General features: G+C 67.9%; 9 protein-coding genes, 1 pseudogene and 2 riboswitches. Of the genes and pseudogenes, 4 read left to right on the forward strand and 6 right to left on the reverse strand.

Features of this window, described 5'->3' with window-relative positions:
• From H7U20_RS10510 to H7U20_RS10525, 4 genes and pseudogenes are all read right to left on the reverse strand, one after another.
• Positions 1-204: pseudogene (locus H7U20_RS10510) on the reverse strand (cell division protein ZipA C-terminal FtsZ-binding domain-containing protein); the annotation flags it as partial.
• Positions 201-3,728 (reverse strand): chromosome segregation protein SMC, encoded by a 3,528-nt coding sequence (gene smc, locus H7U20_RS10515; RefSeq protein ID WP_199759107.1) that lies wholly within the window; start codon positions 3,726-3,728, stop codon positions 201-203. The gene smc and the pseudogene H7U20_RS10510, both read right to left, overlap by 4 nt.
• 119 nt (positions 3,729-3,847) lie before the next feature.
• A complete protein-coding gene (locus H7U20_RS10520; RefSeq protein ID WP_199759108.1) occupies positions 3,848-4,480 on the reverse strand; it encodes a phosphatase PAP2 family protein in 633 nt (210 codons plus the stop codon).
• Between the two features lie 167 nt (positions 4,481-4,647).
• Positions 4,648-7,185, reverse strand: a complete 2,538-nt coding sequence (locus tag H7U20_RS10525) for a DUF1631 family protein (RefSeq protein WP_199759109.1) — start codon at positions 7,183-7,185, stop codon at positions 4,648-4,650.
• Positions 7,186-7,470: 285 nt separating this feature from the next.
• Between H7U20_RS10525 and H7U20_RS30750 the strand changes: the two genes are divergently transcribed.
• The gene (locus tag H7U20_RS30750; protein WP_199759110.1) at positions 7,471-9,156 is read left to right on the forward strand and encodes a methyl-accepting chemotaxis protein; all 1,686 of its coding nucleotides are present in this window, start codon (positions 7,471-7,473) and stop codon (positions 9,154-9,156) included.
• Between the two features lie 138 nt (positions 9,157-9,294).
• Here the strand turns inward: H7U20_RS30750 and H7U20_RS10535 are convergent, their stop codons facing one another.
• Complete coding sequence (locus H7U20_RS10535) at positions 9,295-9,855, reverse strand: ClpP family protease (RefSeq protein WP_199759111.1); 561 nt, start codon at positions 9,853-9,855, stop codon at positions 9,295-9,297.
• 130 nt (positions 9,856-9,985) lie between these two features.
• A riboswitch (glycine riboswitch) is annotated at positions 9,986-10,072 on the forward strand.
• A 28-nt stretch (positions 10,073-10,100) separates the two neighbouring features.
• Positions 10,101-10,205, forward strand: a riboswitch (glycine riboswitch).
• A gap of 76 nt (positions 10,206-10,281) precedes the next feature.
• Here H7U20_RS10535 and gcvT point away from each other — a divergent pair.
• The 3 genes from gcvT to gcvP all read left to right on the forward strand — a co-directional run bounded on the left by gcvT (position 10,282) and on the right by gcvP (position 14,896).
• Entirely contained in the window at positions 10,282-11,409 is a 1,128-nt protein-coding gene (gene gcvT / locus H7U20_RS10540) for a glycine cleavage system aminomethyltransferase GcvT (RefSeq protein ID WP_199759112.1), read from the forward strand.
• Between the two features lie 112 nt (positions 11,410-11,521).
• A complete protein-coding gene (gene gcvH, locus H7U20_RS10545; RefSeq protein ID WP_199759113.1) occupies positions 11,522-11,902 on the forward strand; it encodes a glycine cleavage system protein GcvH in 381 nt (126 codons plus the stop codon).
• Between the two features lie 102 nt (positions 11,903-12,004).
• Positions 12,005-14,896, forward strand: a complete 2,892-nt coding sequence (gene gcvP / locus H7U20_RS10550) for an aminomethyl-transferring glycine dehydrogenase (RefSeq protein WP_199759114.1) — start codon at positions 12,005-12,007, stop codon at positions 14,894-14,896.
• Positions 14,897-15,045: 149 nt separating this feature from the next.
• Here gcvP and H7U20_RS10555 read toward each other — a convergent pair whose 3' ends face one another.
• Positions 15,046-16,704: a methyl-accepting chemotaxis protein gene (locus H7U20_RS10555; RefSeq protein ID WP_199759115.1), complete on the reverse strand. Its 1,659-nt coding sequence runs from the start codon at positions 16,702-16,704 to the stop codon at positions 15,046-15,048.
• Positions 16,705-16,732: the final 28 nt, after the last annotated feature.

The raw sequence follows: 16,732 nt of genomic DNA on the forward strand, positions 1-16,732 counted from the left end.
CGGCGCGGCGGCGTCGCTCGAGAAGCTCGGCTCCTGGCGCACCAACGGCGCCTCGCCGGCGCGCATCAGCACGTCGTCGTGGTCGGACGAAAAGGCCCGTTCGACGCTCTTCTTGGCCTTGTGCTCCTGCCACTTGTTGTAGGAAAAAACGCCGACGATGAAAACGCCGCCGGCCGCCATTAAACTCAATTGGAGATCTGTCATGCTGCTTGTGCCTCGGAAGCGAAGTGGGCGGCGGACTCCATGTCCACCGCCACGATGCGCGATACGCCCTGCTCCTGCATCGTCACACCGATCAGTTGATTGGCCATCTCCATCGCAATCTTGTTGTGCGAGATGAAGAGGAATTGGGTATGTTCGGACATCCGTTTGACCATCCGACAAAAACGTTCTGTGTTGGCGTCGTCCAGCGGTGCGTCGACCTCGTCGAGCAGGCAGAACGGCGCCGGGTTCAGGCGGAACATGGAGAACACCAGCGCCGTCGCCGTCAGCGCCTTCTCGCCGCCGGACAGCAAATGGATGGTGGCGTTCTTCTTGCCCGGCGGTTGCGCCATGACCTGCACGCCGGAGTCGAGGATCTCGTCGCCGGTCATGATCAGGCGCGCCTGGCCGCCGCCGAAGAGGATCGGGAACAGCTCGGAAAAGTGGCCGTTGACGCGCTCGAAGGTGTCCTGCAACAGCTCGCGGGTCTCCTTATCGATCTTGTGGATCGCGTCCTGCAAGGTGTTGATCGCCTCGTTCAGGTCGGCGTTCTGGGCGTCGAGGAAGTTCTTCCGCTCGGACGCCTGCGACAGCTCGTCGAGCGCCGCCAGGTTGACCGCGCCCAGGCCGGCGATGGCGTTGCCCAGCCGGGTCACCTCGCCCTGCAGATAGGACGGTTTCAAATCGGGATGCAGCTTGCCGGCCAGCGCCGCCTCGTCGGCCGCCACCTCCAGCAACTGGGCGGCGAACTGCTCCTGGTTCAGGCGCGCGGCCTGCTCCTTGAGCTGCATCTCCATGATCTTGTCGCGCTGCGGTTGCAGGCTGCGCTCGGACTGCATGCGCGCCTCCTCGGCGCCGCGCAGCTGCTGGGTGATCTGGTCGAGTTCGTGGCGCGCGTCCGACAGCGCCGTCTCCTGCTCGGTGCGACGCTGCAGCAGGTCTTGCAGGCCGTCGGCGGCGGCGCCCGATTCCAGGTTGGCCAGCTCCTGCTGGCCGGCCAGCAGGCTGCCGGCCACTTGCGCCGCCTGGGTGGTGGCGGTGGCGATGCTGCGGCGCAGCTCGTCGATCTTGCTGCGCCCGCTCTTCTCGGCGAACTGCGCCTCCTGCGCCTTGCGTTCGAGCTCGCGCAGCGACTCGCGCGCGTCGGCCAGGCGCTGCTCCATTTGCAGGAACAGCGTTTGGCCGTCCTCGTGGGCGCCCTGCAAATCGCCGAGCGCCATGTCGAGCTGTTCGAACTTCTCCTCCGACTCCATCTTGGCCTGCATCTGCTCGGCCTCCTGGGCGGCGATTTCGGCCAGGTCGGCGGCGATCTGGCCGCTGCGCTGGTTGAAGCGGGCCTCGACCTCGGACAGCTTGACCACGTCGATCTGCAAGCTGTGCACGGCCTGGGTCAGGCTTTGGCTCTTGGCGCGCAGCTCGGCCAATTGGCGCGTGTTGTGCGACAGCGCCGCCTCGGCGCGCACCGAACGGGCGCGCGCCTCGTCGGCCAGCATCTGCTGGGCGCGCAACTGCTTGGTGAGGTTGTCGATGTCCTGCTGGCGACCGAGCATGCCGTCCTGCTCCGAGTCGGCGGCGTAGAAGCGCACGCTGGACTGGCTGATGACGTGGCCCTGGCGCGTGACGAAGCAGGCGCCGGCCGGCAGATTGCCGCGCTCGGCGAAGCCGGCGGCGGCATCCTCGGCCAGGTAGACGTTGTGCAGCCAGTCCTGCAGCAGGCCGCGCAGGCCGGGATCGTTCAGCTTCAACAGGGTCAAAAACGGCTTCAGGCCGGACGGCTCGGCGAGCGGCGCCGGCGCTGTGCTGGCCGGCGCGTACAGCGCCAGCTTGGCCGGCGGCGCGTCGTTGAAGAAGGCCTTGGCCCAGTCGATGTTCGACAATTGCAGCGCCGAGGTGCGCTCGCGCAGCACCGCCTCCAGCGCGGTCTCCCAGCCGGCCTCGATCTGCAGCTTCTGCCACAGGCGCGGCAGACCATCGAGCTCGTGTTTTTGCAGCCATGGCTGGACCTTGCCCTGGCTCTGCACCCGTTCCTGCATCTGGCGCAGCGCGTTCAGCCGCGCCTCCAGTTGCGCGTTGGCGGTCGTCTCGGCGTTGACCTGGGCCTGCGCCGCCTGGCGCTCCTGCTCCAGCAAGGGCTGCTGTTCCAGCGCCTCTTCCAAATGGTAGCCCTGCTCCTCCAGCGCCTGCTGTTTCTCCTCCAGTTGTAGCTTGAGGTTGGCCAGATGGCTGCTGTCGGGCAGGTTCAAACCGTTCTTTTCCTGCTGCAGGCGCTCGCGCCGCGTCGCCAGGCCGGACAGGATGTTCGAGGCGTTGCGCTGGTGCGCCGACTCCAGCTCAAGCTGCTGCTGCGCCTGCATGATGCGGCCGCGCGACTCGCTGCTGCGCTCCTGCCCGGCGCGCCAGGCGGCGTCCAGCGCCGGCAGCGACTCGGCCTTCTGCTCGGCCATCATCTGCGACTGCTCGACCTTGGCGGCCAGCTCCTCCAGATTGAACTCGGCCTCCTCGATCTGCTCGGCGTATTCCTGCGCCTGGTTCTGCCACTGGTCGCGCTGGGCGGCCAGGGTGGCCAGCTGGTTTTGCAGGCGGCTGCGCGACTCCAGCACGAACTTGATCTGCGCCTCCAGGCTGCCGATCTCGGCGTTGGTCTGGTACAGATGGCCCTGCGCCTGGTGCAGCCGGTCGCCGACGGCGAAGTGGGCCTGGCGCATCTGTTCGAGCGACAGCTCGACGTGGCGCAGCTTGGCGGTCTGCTCCTCCAGGTCGGTCTGGGCCTGCTCCATGTCGCGGAAGCAGCGCTTCTGCTCGCCCTCGGCCTCGTTCTTGCGCAGCAGCCAGAGCAGCTTCTGCTTCTCGTCCTGGTCGGCCTGCATGCTGTGGAATTTGTTGGCGACGACGGCCTGGGCTTCCAGCTTCTCCAGGTTGGCGTTCAGCTCGCGCAGGATGTCGTCGACCCGCAGCAGGTTCTCGCGCGTGTCGTTGAGCCGGTTCTCCGTCTCGCGGCGGCGCTCCTTGTACTTCGACACGCCGGCCGCCTCCTCCAGGAAGACGCGCAGCTCCTCCGGGCGCGACTCGATGATGCGCGAGATCATGCCCTGGCCGATGATGGCGTAGGCGCGCGGCCCCAGGCCGGTGCCGAGGAAGATGTCCTGGATGTCGCGCCGGCGCACCGGCTGGCCGTTGATGTAGTAGGTCGAGGTGCCGTCGCGCGTCAAGGTGCGCTTGACGGCGATCTCGGCGTACTGGCCCCACTGGCCGGCGGCCTTGCCGTCGTTGTTGTCGAACACCAGCTCGACCGAGGCGCGGCCGGCCGGCTTGCGGTGGGTCGAGCCGTTGAAGATGACGTCCTGCATCGACTCGCCGCGCAGCTCCGAGGCTTTCGACTCGCCCAGCACCCAGCGCACGGCATCGATGATGTTCGACTTGCCGCAGCCATTGGGACCGACCACGCCGACCAGCTGACCCGGCACCTGGAAATTGGTGGGATCGACGAAAGACTTAAATCCCGACAATTTGATGGAAGAGAGACGCACGTTGTTTAGGGTTCTACGCCAGGACTGGCCTTAGGGGAAAGAAAAGTGGCTAATCATACCATTTCATGGACCAAATCAGGCCAAAAACAGCCCAAACGCGCGCCCGGCCGGCGCCCCGCTCAGCGGCCGGCGTGGGTCAACTGCATCCGCCCCCACATGTGGCGCGTGAAGGGCTCGTCGCGGCCGGACAAATACAGCGCCAGGCCGGTCATCCACTCCTCGGTCGGCACCGGCTCCAGGCGCGGCGTCATCAACAGGATGGGCAGGCACAGCGCCACCAGCACCCGGCTCAGCGCCATCGACGGCACCAGGCTGGCCTGGCGGATGAAGACGGCGGCCACGGCCAGGCCGAGCAGGCTGCCGCTCACCACCTCGGACACCGAGTGGGCCCGCACCTCAAGCCGGGAGACGCCGATCAACAGCGCCAGCACCACGCCGGCCAGCACGGCCATGCGCTGCAGCGACGCGCCGGCGTGGCGCAGGGCCAGGTAGGCGGCCACCGGATAGACGGCGCCGGCGCGCATGGCGTGGCCACTGATGCCGCCGAACTCCAGCGACGCCGAGCCGATGCCCCAGCCGATGAAGGCCACCTTGGTCAGCACCACCATCGCCATGCCGAGGCCGAAGCAGCAGCACCAGGACAGCGTCAGGCGCCAGGATTTGCCGGCCAGCAGCCAGCCGGCGATGGCGATGCCCAAGGGACCGGTGACGGACAGGCCACCCAACACGCTCAAAAAATGCCACCAGTTCATAAGGTCCAGTAAGAAAATTGCCAACGGGCAGAAGATTGTCGATGCCGCCAAGCCGATTCCCGGCGTGTTTTTTGCGGCGCAGCATCATTGAACCACATCTTCCCGCATTTTACCGAATAGTGCGCGTGGGAAATGTTATTTTTGAAGGGCGACGGCGCCCCGGCCGCTCAGGCCGAACGGCGCGCGGCGGCCGGCTCGGCATCCGCATCGGCATCGGCGCCGGCATCGTTGCCGGCGACACCGGCCAGCGCCCGGCTCAGCGCCAGGCCGACCACGCCGTCGGCCCGCTGGACCTGCACGCCGTGCGCGCGGAAGCGCTCCTCCAGCGCCGCGCCGGCCATCGAAAACGCCTCCTGCCGCGTCGCGGTGGCGAAGATGTACAAGGTGCGCAGAGGGCTGATCCAGGCCAGCTTGACCTTGCGCCGGGTGCCGTCCGGCTGCTCGAAGGCCAGCCACATGCCGCGCGCCAGCGCCGCCACCTCGGCACTGGCCTCGGCCGCCAAGGCCGCCTCGGCGTCGGCCGCCGCCGTGTCGGCCGCCGCACCAAGCGGCGCGCCGCTCGACGCCGACGACGCGGACGATTCTGCCGATTCGGACGATGGCGACGCGCCCGACGAAGCCGACCAAGTCGCCGCTTGCGCCGCCGCTTGCGCCGACTCCTGCTCCGCCTGCCGCGCCGCGCGCCGCTCGGCCGACTGGCGCGCCGCCTGCATGGCCAGTTCGAGCTGGCGCTCGGCGCTGATGTCGAGCGGCGCGCGGACGATCGAGGCGTGGCACTCGGCCAGCTCGGCGAAGAACTGCAAGCGCTCGGCGTCGCGCCAATGAATGATGTCTAGCCATTTGTTGAGCGTGGCCAGCAGGTCGGGCAGCAGGCCGATCAGACGCTTGCGCTCGTCGGCGCCCAGCTTGGGCTTGACGCTCCAGATCAGCTGGTCCATCGCCAGGGTGGCGTTGCGCACCGCGCCCGGCTTGTCGTCCTCGACGCTGTAGGCGATGGTCAACACGTCGACCCATTTGTTTTCGAGGAATGCTTCGAGCACCGCCACCACTTCGCCGCTGCCCAGGCGCAGCGCCACCGCGCCCTTGGCCTGCTGGCCGGCCTGGGCCAGCTTCTCCTGCTTGAGCGCGGCGGCCACCGGCACCGCCAGCGCGCTGGCGGCGGCGCTCTCCTCGGCCCGCACCGAGGCCTCCAGCTCGTCGACGGCGGCGGCGAACACGGCACGCTCGTCGGCGTCGTCGCGGCCGACCCGGTCGACGCTGCGCCGCATCGCCTGGAACAGCGGATCGTCCGGACCACGGCGCCGCTCCCAACCGAGCCGCGACAACAGCTCGATCAGGCGCCGCGCCGGATGCTCCTCCTGGAAGAAGAAGTCGCGGTCGACCAGGGCCGCCTTCAACACGGGAATCTGCAGCAGGTGGATCAGGTCGCGGATCTCCTGGGCGATGTTCTGGTCGCCGAACACGGTTTCAAAGATCGCCGCCAGCAGGTCGATGGTGCTCTCGTCGGCGCGCGACAGGCTGCCGCGCGGCAGGCTGTCCTTGATGCCGGGCAGGTAGAACACCTTGGCCGAGCCGGCCTTGCGCTCGCTGCCGGCGGCGCCGGCGCTGGCGCCCGTTCCAGCGGCGCCGGCAGCGGCACCGTCCGCACCGTCCGCACCATCCGCACGATCCGCACAACCGGCACCACCGGCGCCGGCGACAAAGCCAGCGGCCGCCGGCAGCGGCATGGCGCGCTGCAGCTGCGCCAGATAACTGAGCAGCGGCCGCTTGGCGCCGGCCAGCGTCTGCCGTTGCGCGACGTGGTTGTCCTGGCCCGGATGGAAGCCCTCGGCGGCGCCCTGGCGCCACGGCCGGCCGCCGCCCGGAGGCAGGTTCGGCAGGTCGGGAATGCTCATGTCGAAGGCCTCGGCGAGGGCGTCGTCGTCGGCGCCGGCGGAGAAGAACTGGCGCAACTGCTGCGCCAACGCGGCCGGATTGGCGCGCGGCCGCGCCGCCGGACGGGCCGGCGCGTCGGTCTTGCGCTCGCGCGAGCCGTTCGCCGCGCCGGGCAACACGCCCTTGCGCTGCAACGCCAGGTTGAGGGCGTCGAGCATCGGCGCGAGTTCGAAGAACAGGCCGGGTTTGCACAGTGGCGTGAGCAGCTGGTTCAGATCGGCGTCGGGCGCGAACTCGGCCCAGCTGGCGTGCAGCGCCCGCATCAACACCTCGGGCCGGAACGGGTTCTGCCCGCCACGCAGGATGTCGCGCTCGAACAGGAAGGCCAGGCGCACGCTCAAGGTCTGCAAGGCGTCGGCGTGCAGCAGCTCGAAGGGCTTGCACAAGGTGCCCAGCGCCACCCGGTTGTCCATCTCCTCGTAGGGCACCAGGCCGAGCGGCTGGGCGCCCTGCTGGGCGCGCGCCGACGGCGCCGGCGCCAGCTGGGCCAGGTCCTGCCGCAGCGCGCGCTCGAGCGCGCCGTGGGCCAGGTGGAGGAAGGCGTAATTGCGGTTGCGCAGCAGGTTGCCGGCGCGGATGCGCTGCTGCAGCGTGCCCGGCTCGCCGTCGCGCGCGTCGATCAGGGCGCCGGCCAGCCGCGTCGCCAGCTCGGGCAGTTGGGCGTTGAGGTGGCTGGTGGCGATGCCGATCAACTCTTCGAGCAGGGCGTGGCGCGGCGAGACCGGTTTGGACGGCGTTGACGGCGCGATGCTCGGCGGGGAAGAAATCATGGTCGGCCTGGCGGCAGGTGAAGCGCCGCGTTCTGCTGGTTAAAGAAAAGACAAGGCGCGAAGGGAAAGCCGGACTGAGCCTTTATCGCTTCCCTCCATTTTCACACAGCGTTTCCACATGGCAATAGACAAAGTGAAACAATTGGCGAGATTTTGCCTTTTTTCTGCTTTGAAACACATTGCGCCAACACCGAACCACAGTTGACGCTGCACAAGAATCAAGCTTGCGCATTGCCTAAGATGACTAGCTGACAGTCCCTTTTCCTCTTTCCGATGAGGTCATCCATGCGTTTCCTGCACAATTTGAAAACCGCCCACAAGCTGCTCGCGGCGTTCGCCTTCGTCCTCAGTCTGATGGTCTTGCAGGGCGTCGGCTCGATGTCGCGCATGGCCGACCTCGACGAGGCCTCCGGCATCATTTCCGGCCGCTGGTTGCCGGCGATCATGACGGTGCTGTCGCTCAAGAACGACCTGCAGGAAGTGCGCAAATGGCAGTCGCAGCACATTCTGGCACGCAATGCCGAGGGCAGGGAAACCTACCGCGAGAAGCTGCGCGTCGGCATGCTCGCGCTGCGCGACAACAGCGCCCAGTTGACCTCCCAGCAGCAGGAGACCCAGACGCACGCCTACGCCGCCCGGCTGGAACAGCAGCTGGCCGAGATGTTGCAGGCGCAGACCACCTTGCTGGCCTTGTCGAACGAGGGTAAGACGGACGCCGCCGTCGAACTCTACAACGGCCCGATGCGACAAGTCTTCTTCGGCATCGCCGAGCAGATCGACAAGCTGGCCGCCTACAACCTCGACGGCAGCCAGCAGGCGGCGCGCAACGCCAGCGAACTCAGCAAGCAGGCCCATCTGATCACCACCGCCCTGCTGGTCGCCAGCACCGTGCTGGGCGCCGTGCTGGCGCTGTGGCTGGCCAGCTCCATCGTCGGCCCGCTGCGCGAGGCGGTGGCGATGGCGCGGCGCATCGCCGGCGGCGACCTGAGCACGCGCATCGGGCCGCAGCCGGGCAACGAGAGCGGCCAGCTGCTGCTGGCCATGCAGGAGATGAACGACAGCCTGCTGTCGCTGATCGGCGAAGTCGGCCGTGGCACCGGCGTGATCGGCGACGCCGCCGGCGAGATCGCCAGCGGCAACCAGGACCTGTCCGACCGCACCGAGCAACAGGCCGCCGCGCTGGAGCAAACCGCCGCCTCGATGGAACAGTTGACCGCCACCGTGCGGCAGAACGCCGAACACGCCGGCCAGGCCAGCGCGCTGGCCGACGCCGCCTCAACGGTGGCCCAGCGCGGCGGCGCCGACGTGCTGCAGATGGTCGGCACCATGGCCTCGATCAACACCGCCTCTAAGAAGATCGTCGAGATCATCGGCGTGATCGACGGCATCGCCTTCCAGACGAATATTTTGGCCCTGAACGCGGCGGTCGAGGCGGCCCGCGCCGGCGAGCAGGGCCGCGGCTTCGCCGTCGTCGCCGCCGAGGTGCGCGGCCTGGCCCAGCGCAGCGCGGCGGCGGCGCAGGAGATCAAGGTGTTGATCGACGATTCGGTCGGCCAGGTGGTGCACGGCACCGAGCTGGCCGACAAGGCGCGCGCCACCATGGAGCAGGTGGTCGGCGGCGTGCAGCGGGTCACCGCCATCGTCGGCGAGATCGCCCTGGCCAGCGCCGAGCAGACCGACGGGCTGGCCCAGGTGCACCAGGCGATTTCGGCGATGGACCAGACCACCCAGCAGAACGCCGTCCTGGTCAGGCAGGCGGCCGCCGCCGCCGGGGCCATGCGCGAGCAGACCGAGCGCCTGGGCGAGTTGATCGCCGTGTTCACCGTCGCCGACGGCGCGGCGCCGGCGCGGCGCCGGCCGGACGTGCCGCTGGCGCCACGGCGGCCGGCGGCGGACGGCCAAGCGGCGCCGGGCCGCCTGCTGCCGCCGCCCGGATGGGACACCGAGGGCGAAAGCCTGGGCCACGCCTGAGCGCCGGCGCCACGGCGCCACGGCGCCGCCCTCGGCGACCCAGGCCGACCTCAAATCGACCTCGAATCAACCTCAAATCAACCCCAGGTCGACCTCAAATAGCCGCCAGGTCGCGCTCAAACCGCAGTCAAATCGCCGTCAGATATTGGTGACGCGGATACCCTTGGGCGGCGTGAAATCCTTGACGGCGTCGATCAGCCCCACCCCCAGCGCCTCGGTGGCGGTCAGGTGCAGGTCGGAATAGGCGTGCACCCGCCAGTGCTCCTCGCTCAGTTGCACGTGCTCGCGCAGGATCTGCTCGGTGCGCGCGTCGTCAGCCTGCAGGCCTTCGACGATGATGCGCAGCGCGTCCGGCCGCGCGCCGTGCGGCGCGCTGGCGTGCGACTTGTGCACCATGAAACGCGCCGTGTCGCTGGCGTGGCGTTGCCCTCCGGCAAGATAAAGAATCACCGCGATCGACGCCACCGCGCCGGCGTTGTAGGTGACCACCTTCAGCGGCAGCTTGCTCAGGTAGTTGTACAGGCAGATGCCGTCGCTGACATAGCCGCCGTTCGACTGGATCAGGATGTGCGCCGTCTCGACGCGGTCCTCGCTCATGTCGGCGACGGCGTCGAAGACGCGCCGCACCATGTCGCTGTTGACGTCGCCCGCCAAGGTAAACCAACCCTGCCCCGCATATATCGCGTTCTCTTCGCCCATGGTGCCACCTACTTAATTGGATGAATCATTCTAGCAAAGAAGCGCGCCGCCGGCCGCCCCGGTGTGCCTGTACAGTGCGCTAGCGCGCCGCCTCAAGATTGACAGGATGGCCCTTCTGACATATATTCCCGAGTCTTGATCGGGAGAGGGCAAACTCGCGTTGCCGCCGAAGGGGCACTACCCAAAAACTCTCAGGCAAAAGGACCGATCAAGGGACCGGCGCGCATCGTTTGCGGTGCGCCATCCGGCTCAACTCTGGAGAGCGGCCGCGGCACACGCCGGCGGCCCACCGAAGGGGCGCACGGGATTCATCCCGTAATCTCTCAGGTACCAAGGACAGAGGGGTCTGCGATCATTGTGGAAAAGGCTGCTTCAGCTCTTCCTTGCATGTTCTGTTAACCCCTTTTACGTTTGGACCGAGGAATTATGACGCTCAAAGCCACCCCACTCAACAACGCCCACCGCGCCGCCGGCGCCCGCATGGTCGACTTCGGCGGCTGGGACATGCCGGTCAACTACGGTTCGCAGATCGAGGAGCACCACGCCGTGCGCAGCGACGTCGGCATGTTCGACGTCTCGCACATGTGCGTGGTCGACCTGGTCGGCGACAACGTCCGCCCCTTCCTGCGCGGCCTGCTGGCCAACAACGTCGACAAGCTGCAGGCCAGCGGCAAGGCGCTGTACTCCTGCATGTTGAATCAACAGGGCACCGTGATCGACGACCTGATCGTCTACTTCATCAACGAGAGCTGGTTCCGCCTGGTGGTCAACGCCGGCACCGCCGAAAAAGACATCGCCTGGATCGCCGCGCAAAACGCCGCCACCAACAGCGGCGTGAGCATCACCCAGCGCCGCGACGGCGCCATCGGCGACAGCATGGCGCTGATCGCCGTGCAGGGTCCGAACGCGCGCGCCAAGGTGTGGCAGGTGCTGCCCGAGACCCAGGCCGCCTCGGCCGAGATCAAACCCTTCAACGCCGTCATCGTCAAAGACACCGCCTTCGGCGAAGTGATGGTGGCGCGCACCGGCTACACCGGCGAGGACGGCTTCGAGCTGGCCTTCCCGGCGGCGCAGGCCGAGGCGCTGTGGAGCGCGCTGGTCGGCGCCGGCGTCAAGCCGGCCGGCCTGGGCGCACGCGACACGCTGCGCCTGGAAGCGGGCATGAACCTGTACGGCCAGGACATGGACGAAAGCGTCAACCCGCTCGACGCCGGCCTGGCCTGGACCATCGACCTGGTGTCGCCGCGCGACTTCATCGGCAAGGCCGCGCTGGTGGCGCTGGGCCAGAACGCCCAGTTCGTCGGCCTGATCCTGCGTGAAAAAGGCGGCGTGCTGCGCGCCCACCAGAAAGTCGTCGTCGCCGCTTCGGACGCCGTCGGCGAGATCACCAGCGGCACCTTCAGCCCGACCATGCAGCAGGCCATCGCGCTGGCCCGCGTGCCGCTGGGCGTGGTCGTCGGCGACACCGTCCAGGTCGAAATCCGCGACAAGAAGCTGGCCGCCTCGGTGGTCAAGCTGCCGTTCGTGCGCAACGGTAAAATCCTCGCCGTCTAAGCGTGCGGGAGACGCGCGGCCGCGGCGCGGCCGCATAAATACGCTGCATAGTCATGCCGTAGAAGTATCAATACAATTAATAATTAAGAACACTTACCCTCTGGAGCCACACATGAATATTCCTGCAGACCTGAAGTACACCGAATCCCACGAATGGGTACGTCTGGAAGCCGACGGCAGCGTCACCGTCGGCATCACCGAGTTCGCCCAGGACGCGCTGGGCGACATCGTCTTCGTCGAACTGCCGAAGGTCGGCCAGGACTACGCCGCCGGCGCCGACGCCGCCGTGGTCGAATCGGTCAAGGCCGCCAGCGACATCTACGCCCCGATCGCCGGCCAAGTCATCGCCGTCAACGAGGACGTCGCCGCCACCCCCGAGTCGATCAACGCCGACGCCTACTCGGCCTGGCTGTTCAAGCTCAAGCCGAGCGACGCCGGCGCCATCGACGGCCTGCTCGACGCGGCTGCCTACGGCAAGACCACCGCAGCGTAAGCACGCACCAGGCCAGCCTTCGCGCTGGCCTTTTTGCTGTACGCCCCCTCCCTGCCGAGCGCCCCGCGCGCCGGCGCAGCACTTTTTTGGCCCTGACAAATCATGACCCGCACCAGCCTGACCCAACTTGAAGCCCGCGATGCCTTCATCGCCCGCCACATCGGCCCCGACGCAGCAGAACAGGCGGCGATGCTGTCGACCCTCGGCTACGCCTCGCGCGCCGCGCTGATCGACGCCCTCGTCCCCGCCAACATCCGCAACCAGGGCGCGCTGCCGCTGGGCCAATACTCGCAGCCGATGCCGGAGCAGGAGGCGCTGGCCAAGCTGAAGGCCATCGCGTCGCAGAACAAGGTACTCAAATCGCTGATCGGCCAGGGCTACTACAACACCCACACGCCCGGCGTCATCCTGCGCAACATCTTCGAAAACCCGGCCTGGTACACCGCCTACACGCCGTACCAGCCGGAGATCTCGCAGGGCCGCCTGGAAGCCATTTTGAACTTCCAGCAGGTCGTCACCGACCTGACCGGCATGGGCATCGCCAACGCCTCGATGCTCGACGAGGGCACCGCCGCCGCCGAGGCGATGACGCTGATCCAGCGCGTCGGCAAGTCGAAGTCGCAGGTGTTCTACGTCGCCGACGACGTGCTGCCGCAAACCCGTGAAGTGGTGCAGACCCGCGCCGAACCGCTCGGCATCGTGGTGCGCACCTTCGCCCCGGCCGAACTGGCCGAGCTGCACGACTGCTTCGGCGTGCTGCTGCAATACCCCGGCGTGGACGGCGTGGTGCGCGACTACAAGGACGGCGTCGCCGCCGTCAAGGCCAAGGGCGCGATGGTGGTGGTCGCCGCCGACCTGCTGGCGCTGACCGTGCTGACCCCGCCGGGCGAATGGGGCGCCGACGTCGTCGTCGGCAACAGCCAGCGCTTCGGCGTGCCGCTCGGTTTCGGCGGCCCGCACGCCGGCTACCTGTCGACCCGCGACGAATTCAAGCGCAGCATGTCCGGCCGCCTGGTCGGCGTCACCATCGACGCCCAGGGCAACAAGGCCTACCGCCTGGCGCTGCAAACCCGCGAGCAGCACATCCGCCGCGAAAAAGCCACTTCCAACATCTGCACCGCGCAGGTGCTGCTGGCGGTGATGGCCTCGATGTACGCGGTCTACCACGGCCCGGCCGGCCTGAAACAGATCGCCCAGCGCGTGCACCGCTACACCGGCATCCTGGCCGCCAACCTGGCCACGCTCGGCTATGAGATCAGCAACGCCACCTTCTTCGACACGCTGACCGTCAAGACCGACAACGCCGAGGCGCTGCTGGCCACCGCCGTCGCCCACGGCGTCAACCTGCGCAAGGTCGACGCCCACCATGTCGGCGTCTCGCTCGACGAAACCACCAGCCGCGCCGACCTGGAACTGCTGTGGACCATCTTCGCCCACGGCGTCAAGGCCACCGCCAAGGCCGACTTCGACCAGGTCGAGGCCTCGGTGCGGCAGGCCTTCCCGGCCGCGCTGGAGCGCAGCAGCGCCTACCTGAGCCACCCGGTGTTCAACCGCTACCACTCCGAAACCGAAATGCTGCGCTACCTGCGCAGCCTGGCGGACAAGGACCTGGCGCTGGACCGCACCATGATCCCGCTCGGCTCCTGCACCATGAAGCTGAACGCCACCAGCGAGATGATCCCGGTCACCTGGCCCGAGTTCTCCAACATCCACCCGTTCGCACCGGACGCGCAAACCATCGGCTACCGCGAAATGATCGGCCAGCTGGAAGACATGCTGTGCGCGCTGACCGGCTACGCCGCCGTGTCCCTGCAGCCCAACGCCGGTTCGCAGGGCGAGTACGCCGGCCTGCTGGTCATCAAGGCCTACCACGAGTCGCGCGGCGAAGGCCACCGCAACATCTGCCTGATCCCGTCGTCGGCGCACGGCACCAACCCGGCATCGGCCAACATGGTCGGCATGCAGGTTGTCGTCACCGCCTGCGACGCCAGCGGCAACGTCGACCTGGCCGACCTGAAGGCCAAGGCCGAACTGCACGCCAAGAACCTGGCCTGCGTGATGGTCACCTACCCGTCGACCCACGGCGTGTTCGAGGAAGGCATCCAGGAGCTGTGCGCAATCATCCACAGCCACGGCGGCCAGGTCTACATCGACGGCGCCAACATGAACGCGCTGGTCGGCGTGGCGGCGCCGGGCAGCTTCGGCGGCGACGTCTCGCACCTGAACCTGCACAAGACCTTCTGCATCCCGCACGGCGGCGGCGGCCCCGGCGTCGGCCCGATCGGCGTTGGCGCCCACCTGGCCAAGTTCCTGCCCAACCAGCGCTCCAGCGGCTACCAACGCGACGTCGCCGGCATCGGCGCGGTCAGCGCCGCGCCGTACGGCTCGGCCAGCATCCTGCCGATCTCCTGGATGTACATCGCCATGATGGGCGCCGAAGGTTTGACCGCCGCCACCGAAACGGCGATCCTGGCGGCCAACTACATCGCCCGCCGCCTGTCGCCGCACTACCCGGTGCTGTACTCGGGCCACGACGGCCTGGTCGCCCACGAGTGCATCATCGACCTGCGTCCGCTGACCGATGCCACCGGCATCAGCAACGAGGACGTCGCCAAGCGTTTGATGGACTTCGGCTTCCACGCCCCGACCATGAGCTTCCCGGTGCCGGGCACGCTGATGATCGAGCCGACCGAGAGCGAATCGAAGGCCGAGATCGACCGCTTCATCGACGCCATGGTGGCCATCCGCATGGAGATCGCCAAGGTCGAAAACGGCGAGTTCGACCGCGAGGACAATCCGCTCAAGCACGCGCCGCACACCGCCGAGGTGCTCACCGCCGACAAATGGGAACGCAAGTACAGCCGCGAAGTGGCCGCCTTCCCGCTGCCGTCGCTGCGCAAGCAGAAGTACTGGCCGACGGTCGGCCGCGCCGACAACGTCTACGGCGACCGCAACCTGATGTGCGGTTGCGCGCCGATGAGCGATTACGAGTAAGCGGCGCCGAGACCACCCAACGGCAAACGCCGGGGTCAGACCCACCGCGCCAAGGCGGGGAGTCCGACCCCAGATTTACGCCGCTGGGGTTGCTTAACTTAGCGGCATTCGCCCCCCCAGTTTTTGCCGCTGGGTTTGGTCGGCGGCACTCAGCTCCGATTGGAAGCAAGACGCAGTCGCGCCGCCTGGCCGACTGCGTTTTTTTTCGTCCGGCCGTTGCCCAGCGCCGGGCCGCCCGGGGCGGGGTCGGGATCGCCGTCGTCGAGCTTGAAGTGCTCGACCGCCTGCGACAGGCTCAGCGCCTGTTCCTGTAGCCCCTGCGCCGCCGACGCCGCCTGCTCCACCAGCACCACGTTCTGCTGGGTCACCTGGTCCATCTGCACGATCGCCTCGTGCACGCCCTGCAGGCCGGCCGCCTGCTGCACGCTGGCCTGGCTGATCTGGCCAATCAACTCGCCCACCTGCAGCACCGAACCGACGATGTCGGCCATGCTGCTGCCGGCCTCCTCCACCGACCGGCTGCCGTGCTCGATCTCCGCCACCGAGCTGGCGATCAGCTGCTTGATCTCGCGCGCCGCCAGCGCCGAGCGCTGCGCCAGTTCGCGCACCTCGCCCGCCACCACGGCGAAGCCGGCGCCGTGCGGCCCGGCGCGGGCCGCCTCCACCGCCGCGTTCAGCGCCAGCAGATTGCTCTGCATGGCCAGGCCGTCGATCACCCCGACGATCTCGCCGACCTTGCGCGAGCTGCCGCGAATCGAGGCCATGGTCACCACCAGGCGCTGCACCACGCTGCCGCCGCGCTGGGCGAAGTCGCTGGCGCACAACGCCAGCTGGCGCGCCGTGCGGGCGTTGTCGGCGGTCTGGTTGACGGTCGCGCTGAGCTCCTGCATCGAGCTGCTGGTCTGCTCCAGCGTGCTGGCCGCCTGGCCGGTGCGGCTCGACAGGTCGGCGTTGCCCTGGGCGATCTCGCGCGAGGCGTCGTCGATCGCCTGGGCCGAACCGAGGATGTTCTTCAACGTGGTGTTCAGGTTGCGGATGCTGCTGTCGAGGGCGCGCGAGGTCTCGGCGATCTCGTCATTGCCGTAGACCCGCTCGCGCACCGTCAGATTGCCCTCGGCCAGATCGCGCGCCGCCGCGCCGATCTCGCTGACCTCCTTCAGCATGGCCTTGCGCACCGCCACCGTCACCAGCAACGACAGGGCGATCGACAAGGCCACCACCAACGGCATCAGCACCGAGATGGTCTTGAACTCGGCCTCGGCGCGGTGGTAGGCGGTTTCGCTGAGCTGCTGCTCCAGCGTGGACAGCTCCTGCAACCGCAGCGCCACCACCTCGAAGGCCCGCTCGGCCTTGGACATGGCGTTGGCCGCCATCGACTGGTCGACCATGCTCAGCTCGACCACGTCGGCCACCGCCTTGACATACTCGGCGTGGGCCGCCTGCGACTGGGCGACGAAGCGGCGCTCGGCGCCGTCGCTCTCGATGGCCATCTCCAACTGGGCGAACTGGCGGTCCAGCGCGGCGTGGCGCGCGCGCAGGTCGCGGATCAGCGCGTCGATGCGCGACGGTGAAAAGCTGGCGTTGATCCAGGTCAGCAGCTGGTAGCTCTCGGTGTGGGCGCGGTTGGCGCCAGCCACCAGGTCGTCGGCCGCCTTCATGCGCACGGCGCGCTGCTGCACCATGTTGTCGAGCCATTGATTCTGCCGCACCAGACCGACATAGGCGCCGACCGACAGCAGGATCAACAGCAGCAGCACCACGCCGGGCGCCAGCAGCAGTTTCGGACCTAACCTCAGTTTGCTCAGCATATCGTCCCGCCAGTGCTAGGTGGCCGGC

Source organism: Rugamonas violacea (assembly GCF_016461825.1).
GTDB lineage: Bacteria > Pseudomonadota > Gammaproteobacteria > Burkholderiales > Burkholderiaceae_D > Rugamonas.

Excerpts from the sequence above, each read along its gene's own strand:
- H7U20_RS10520 (WP_199759108.1), bottom strand. The coding sequence starts at position 4,480 with ATGAACTGGTGGCATTTTTTGAGCGTGTTGGGTGGCCTGTCCGTCACC.
- H7U20_RS10525 (WP_199759109.1), bottom strand. The coding sequence starts at position 7,185 with ATGATTTCTTCCCCGCCGAGCATCGCGCCGTCAACGCCGTCCAAACCG.
- H7U20_RS30750 (WP_199759110.1), top strand. The coding sequence starts at position 7,471 with ATGCGTTTCCTGCACAATTTGAAAACCGCCCACAAGCTGCTCGCGGCG.
- H7U20_RS10535 (WP_199759111.1), bottom strand. The coding sequence starts at position 9,855 with ATGGGCGAAGAGAACGCGATATATGCGGGGCAGGGTTGGTTTACCTTG.
- gcvT (WP_199759112.1), top strand. The coding sequence starts at position 10,282 with ATGACGCTCAAAGCCACCCCACTCAACAACGCCCACCGCGCCGCCGGC.
- gcvH (WP_199759113.1), top strand. The coding sequence starts at position 11,522 with ATGAATATTCCTGCAGACCTGAAGTACACCGAATCCCACGAATGGGTA.
- gcvP (WP_199759114.1), top strand. The coding sequence starts at position 12,005 with ATGACCCGCACCAGCCTGACCCAACTTGAAGCCCGCGATGCCTTCATC.
- H7U20_RS10555 (WP_199759115.1), bottom strand. The coding sequence starts at position 16,704 with ATGCTGAGCAAACTGAGGTTAGGTCCGAAACTGCTGCTGGCGCCCGGC.